The 4,902-nt window shown below is 66.0% G+C and carries 6 protein-coding genes and 1 tRNA gene; 4 read left to right on the plus strand and 3 right to left on the minus strand.

Features of this window, described 5'->3' with window-relative positions:
- A partial coding sequence (locus WA702_RS26455; protein ID WP_425113496.1) for an ATP-binding cassette domain-containing protein occupies positions 1-340 on the minus strand: 340 nt, incomplete at its 3' end.
- A 3-nt stretch (positions 341-343) separates the two neighbouring features.
- Complete coding sequence (locus WA702_RS26460) at positions 344-1,033, minus strand: ABC transporter permease (protein ID WP_425113497.1); 690 nt, start codon at positions 1,031-1,033, stop codon at positions 344-346.
- Positions 1,034-1,120: 87 nt separating this feature from the next.
- Here WA702_RS26460 and WA702_RS26465 point away from each other — a divergent pair, with 87 nt between their 5' ends.
- Both WA702_RS26465 and WA702_RS26470 read left to right on the plus strand, forming a co-directional pair.
- Complete coding sequence (locus tag WA702_RS26465; protein ID WP_425113500.1) at positions 1,121-2,023, plus strand: substrate-binding domain-containing protein; 903 nt, start codon at positions 1,121-1,123, stop codon at positions 2,021-2,023.
- 150 nt (positions 2,024-2,173) lie between these two features.
- Positions 2,174-3,346, plus strand: a complete 1,173-nt coding sequence (locus tag WA702_RS26470) for an ABC transporter substrate-binding protein (RefSeq protein WP_425113501.1) — start codon at positions 2,174-2,176, stop codon at positions 3,344-3,346.
- 69 nt (positions 3,347-3,415) lie between these two features.
- On the opposite strand, the gene WA702_RS26475 is transcribed toward WA702_RS26470, so the two are convergent.
- The gene (locus tag WA702_RS26475; RefSeq protein WP_425113498.1) at positions 3,416-4,396 is read right to left on the minus strand and encodes a TAXI family TRAP transporter solute-binding subunit; all 981 of its coding nucleotides are present in this window, start codon (positions 4,394-4,396) and stop codon (positions 3,416-3,418) included.
- Between the two features lie 74 nt (positions 4,397-4,470).
- Here WA702_RS26475 and WA702_RS26480 point away from each other — a divergent pair, with 74 nt between their 5' ends.
- Positions 4,471-4,839, plus strand: coding sequence for a hypothetical protein (locus tag WA702_RS26480; RefSeq protein WP_425113499.1), 369 nt, complete (start codon positions 4,471-4,473; stop codon positions 4,837-4,839).
- Positions 4,830-4,902, plus strand: a tRNA-Ile gene (locus WA702_RS26485). Before WA702_RS26480 ends, WA702_RS26485 begins: the two co-directional genes overlap by 10 nt.

Here is a 4,902-nt window from a genome sequence, read left to right on the forward strand (position 1 = left end):
GCGCCGGACGCTGCTTGCGGGGAACGCCGGCATGCGCCAGCGCGTAGTCGAGATTGGCAGCTACGCTCCGCCGCAGCATCACCGGGCGCTGGAACACAAAGGCGCGCCGCAGCGGCGCCACGTCAAAGCGACCGCCCCAGCTCACCGTCCCCCCTGTCGGCCGCGCCAGCCCCATGCAGACGCGCAACAGGCTGGTCTTGCCGGACCCGTTCGGGCCCACGATCAGGGTCGGCTGTCCCGCCGCGATGGTCACGCTCAGCTGGTCAAGGATCGCGGTCGCGCCTGTCGTTAGCGACACGCGGTCGAGCACCAGCGGCAGATCGGTCGACGGCGCGCGCATCGTCTAGGCCGCCTGCCGTTCGGCAACAGCGCGCACGGCCCAAGCGGCGGCGTTGATCGCCACCACGATCGCGATCAAAATCAGCCCGAGCCCGAGCGCCAGCGGCAGATCGCCCTTGGAGGTCTCCAGCGCCACCGCCGTGGTCATAGTGCGAGTGAAGCCATCGATATTACCGCCGACGATCATCACCGCACCGACCTCGGCGGCGGCGCGGCCGAAGCCGGCGAGCAGTGCGGTGAGCAGGCTGAAGCGCGCATCCCACAACAGCGTCGTCATGCGGCCGATGGGGCCGACCGCCAGCGCCGCCAACTCGTCGCGATATTCCTGCGCGAGATCCTCGATGGTCTGGCGGGTCAGGGCGCCGATGATCGGCACGATCAGCACGGTCTGCACGATCACCATCGCGGTCGGCGTGAACAGCAGGCCGAGGTTCCCGAGCGGACCGGTGCGCGACAGCAGGAGATAAGTCGCCAGTCCCACCACCACCGGCGGCAGGCCCATCATCGCGTTGAGCGCGACCAGAAGGAGCGCACGGCCGCGAAACCGCAGCAGCGCGAGGGCAGCGCCGAGCGGCAGCCCGATCACGGCCCCGAGCACCACCGCCGCCAGGCTGACGGCCAGCGACAGCCGCACGATCGCAAACAATGTCGGATCGCCGGTCGCGATCAATTGCCAGGCGCTGGCCTCATCCATGGTCGATATCCTCCTGGCCTGTTCGGCAGAAATTCCGGACTTTGTCAATTAATTGAACAGGACCGCTTGTATGCATATAGATGCAGGATGGAATTTCTGACCACGAGCGAGGCTGCCGATTACCTGCGGCTGGGCGAACGCAAACTGTACGAATTGGTGACGCTGGGCGCGATTCCCTGCAGCAAGGTCACCGGAAAATGGCTGTTCCCGCGCCACGAGCTGGACCTCTGGGTGCTCTCGGGGATGGCGCGGCCGAACGGCATGATGCCGGCGGATCCGCCGCCGATCGTCGGCGGCAGCCAGGACGATCTGCTGGAATGGGCGTTGCGCGAGTCGGGCTCCTCGCTGGCATCGTTGAACGAAGGCACCTTGCGCGGCGTCGAGCGGTTGCAGCGCGGCGAGGTGATCGCCGCCGCGGTGCATTTTCACCGCCTAGATGAGACCGATAGCGACCAGCCGGGCAGCGTGGACGCCAACGTCGCCGCCGTCCGCGCGTTGTCCGCGCTGCACGACACCGTCCTGGTCGGCGTCGCCAGGCGCGAGCAGGGTCTGCTGCTAGCTCCGGGCAATCCGAAAAACCTGCGCAGCCTCGCCGACGTGCTCGCCACGGGCGCGACCGTCGCGACCCGCCAGCGGGGTGCGGGCGCGCAACTGCTGCTGGAAGTTCTGCTGCAGCGCGCCGGCGCAACGCTGAAGGATGTGAAACAACTGGAACCGCCGTGCCTGACAGGGCCGGACCTGGCGATGGCGATCCGCAGCGGCAGCGCCGATTGCGGCATCGCAACGCGCGCTGCGGCCAAGGCCGCCAACCTCGATTTCATTACGCTCGCCTGGGAAAGCTTCGACCTGCTGACCCGCCAACGCAGCTACTTCCGCCCCTCGATGCAGGCGCTGATCCGCTTCCTGACCGACAAGCGCCTCGCCATGCGTGCCAACGAGCTCGTCGGCTACGACCTCTCTGCGGCCGGTCAGATCCGCTTCGCGGCCTGATTGACGGCGGCGGCCGAATGCCTGCAGATGGCCGAGCCGCCTGCCCGCATCCGGGACCGGGCAGCCAAACAACGGCGCCACGCCGATCATTTCCGGGGGAGGACGAAGTTGATTTCAGCCAAACGAATTGCACCGCTTGCGGCCTGCGCGATGGCGATGCTGTCGGCATCGGCGGCGCTGGCGCAGGTGTCCGACGACGTCGTCAAGATCGGCGTGCTCACCGACATGAACGGTCCGGCCTCGACGCCGACCGGACAGGGGTCGGTGACTGCGGCGCAGATGGCGGTCGACGATTTCGGCGGCAAGGTATTGGGCAAGCCGATCAGCGTCATCATCGGCGACCATCAGGACAAGCCTGATATCGGCGGCGCGATCGCGCGGCGCTGGTATGACGCCGAGCAGGTCGATTTGATCGTCGACGTGCCGGTCTCCGCGGTCGGCCTCGCGGTGCAGACCATCGCCAACGAGAAGAAGCGGCTGTTCATCACGCAGTCGACCGGCGCGGCCGATTTCCACGGCAAGTTCTGCTCGCCCTACGCCATGCAATGGGTGTTCGACACCCACGCGCTCGCCACCGGCACGGCCAGGGAAGTGGTGAAGCGCGGCGGCGACAGCTGGTTCTTCATTACCGACGACTACGCCTTCGGGCACTCGCTGGAGCGCGATGCCTCGAGCGTGATCACGGCGTCCGGCGGCAAGGTGCTAGGCGCCGTGCGGCCGCCGTTTGCGACGCCGGACCTCTCCTCCTTCATCCTGCAGGCGCAATCGTCCAAGGCCAAGATCATCGGCATCGCCGCCGGTCCGCCGAACAACACGAACGAGATCAAGACCGCATCGGAGTTCGGCGTGCTCAAGGGCGGCCAGCAGATGGCGGCCCTGCTGGCGCTGATCACCGATATCCATTCGCTGGGCCTGCCGGCCGCCCAAGGCCTGTTGCTGACGACCTCGTTCTACTGGGACATGGACGACAAGACCCGCGAATGGTCGAAGCGCTTTTTCGCCAAGATGAACCGGATGCCGACGATGTGGCAGGCCGGGGTCTACTCCTCGGTCATGCACTATCTGAACGCCATCAAGGCCGCCGGCACCGACGAGCCGCTCGCTGTGGCCGCGAAGATGCGCGAGGCGCCGGTCGAGGACATGTTCGCCCGTCACGGCAAGCTGCGTGCGGACAATCTCATGGTGCATGATCTGATGCTGGTGCAGGTCAAGTCGCCGGAGGAGAGTAAATATCCGTGGGACTACTACAAGATCCTGGCGACGATCTCGGGCGATGACGCGTTCGGACCGCCGGATGCGGCGTGTCCGATGATCAAAAAGTAAGAGGCGAATGGCGAGTAGCGAATGGAGCTGGTTCTTACTTCCCTACTCGCTACTCGCTATTCGCCCCTCTCATTTCGCGATGCCGATTTCCTGGAAGTACTTCAGCACCCCCGGATGAATCAGATCGAGCCGTGGCGCTGCGGCTACGGTATTGACTGCCGTGGTCTCGCAGGCCTGCGCCAGCGTCTTGCACAGCGTGCCCTCCGCGCCATGCAAGGTCTTGGCGAGCCGATAGGCGACATCATCGGGCAAATCCTCGCGGACCAGCACGAAGCTCCATGAGCCGATCGAGGAGATCGGCGCGGTCTGGTTCGGATAGCTCCCGGCCGGCACGGTCAGGCGCTTGAGGAAGCTGTGCTTGGCCAGCACCTGCGCGATCTCGTCCGCTGAGGGTGCGATAAAGCGCGCACCAGCAGCACTTTTCGCCATTGCCTCGAAGCCGGGCCAGCCGATGCCGGCCCCCCACAGCGCGCCAGCGCGGCCGTCCTCGACCATCGCCGGTCCGTCGCCGGCGCGGTCGAGATAGACCGCCTTGAAATCCTCGTCTTGCTTGAGGCCGAGACCATCGAGCATGTAGCGCGACATGATCGGCAGGCCCGAGCCCTTGGCGCCGAACACGACGGTCTGCCGGACCAGGTCACGGATGGTCTTGTAGGGGCTGTCGGCCCGCACCACGAACAGGCCGGGGCTGGAATAGATCGCGGTCAGGATCTTCACCTTGGTCGGCGGGCGATCAATGCCCATGAACGCCTGGTAGGCTGGCTCGCCGGCGACGAGGCCAAGGTCGAGTTCGCCCTTCTCCAATAACGGGATGTTCTCGTTGCTGCCCTTGGTGTTGCGCGTCGTAATCACAAACGAAGGATCCGCGTCATTCATGACCGCAGCGAAGTTATCGCCATAGAGCGGGAAGCCGCCGCCCGGCGTCGCCGTACCCAGACTGATCATGGTCTTGCTGATGGCCGCCTCCTGCTGTTGCGCTGATGCGTTGCCGCCGAGCAATGCGAGGCCAAGACAAATGAGCTCAAGACAAACAATCGCCGTGATACGCATGACGTTCTGCTCCCGAAGGCCGCTAGCCTGCTTGTAGGCAAATGCGCCGGTGTTGGGAAGCCGCGCGCGCCGCTGTGGGGCTGCTGGCTTTCGCGAGCGCGGCGGCGCTGCTGCTACCGGCCGAGTTCGGCCAGTTAATCTCGGACGAGACCGAGACATGGCGCAAGGTGGTCGCGTTCGCCGGGGTCTTGGTGGATCAGGCCTGCCTGCTGTCGCCTATGATCGAGTGCCGCGAACTTCCACCGGTGCGGCAGCCGCTGGCGCAGCCCAGATGGGGTGTCGCGCCGCACGACCCCGCCAGCGGGACAGCTGCACCACTGGCATTGCGAGATGGCGCGTCGCCCTGTAAACGGTGCCGGCACCGTCGCCTGTTCCCCGGTCTTCGGCCCGACGCATCGCTGGATGCGATCGCCATCGGGAACATCGCGTCGCGGGGCCTGTAGCTCAATGGTTAGAGCCGGCCGCTCATAACGGTCTGGTTGCAGGTTCGAGTCCTGCCGGGCCCA

Origin of the sequence: Bradyrhizobium sp. (assembly GCF_049798375.1) — a bacterium.
In the GTDB taxonomy this organism is placed as follows: domain Bacteria; phylum Pseudomonadota; class Alphaproteobacteria; order Rhizobiales; family Xanthobacteraceae; genus Bradyrhizobium.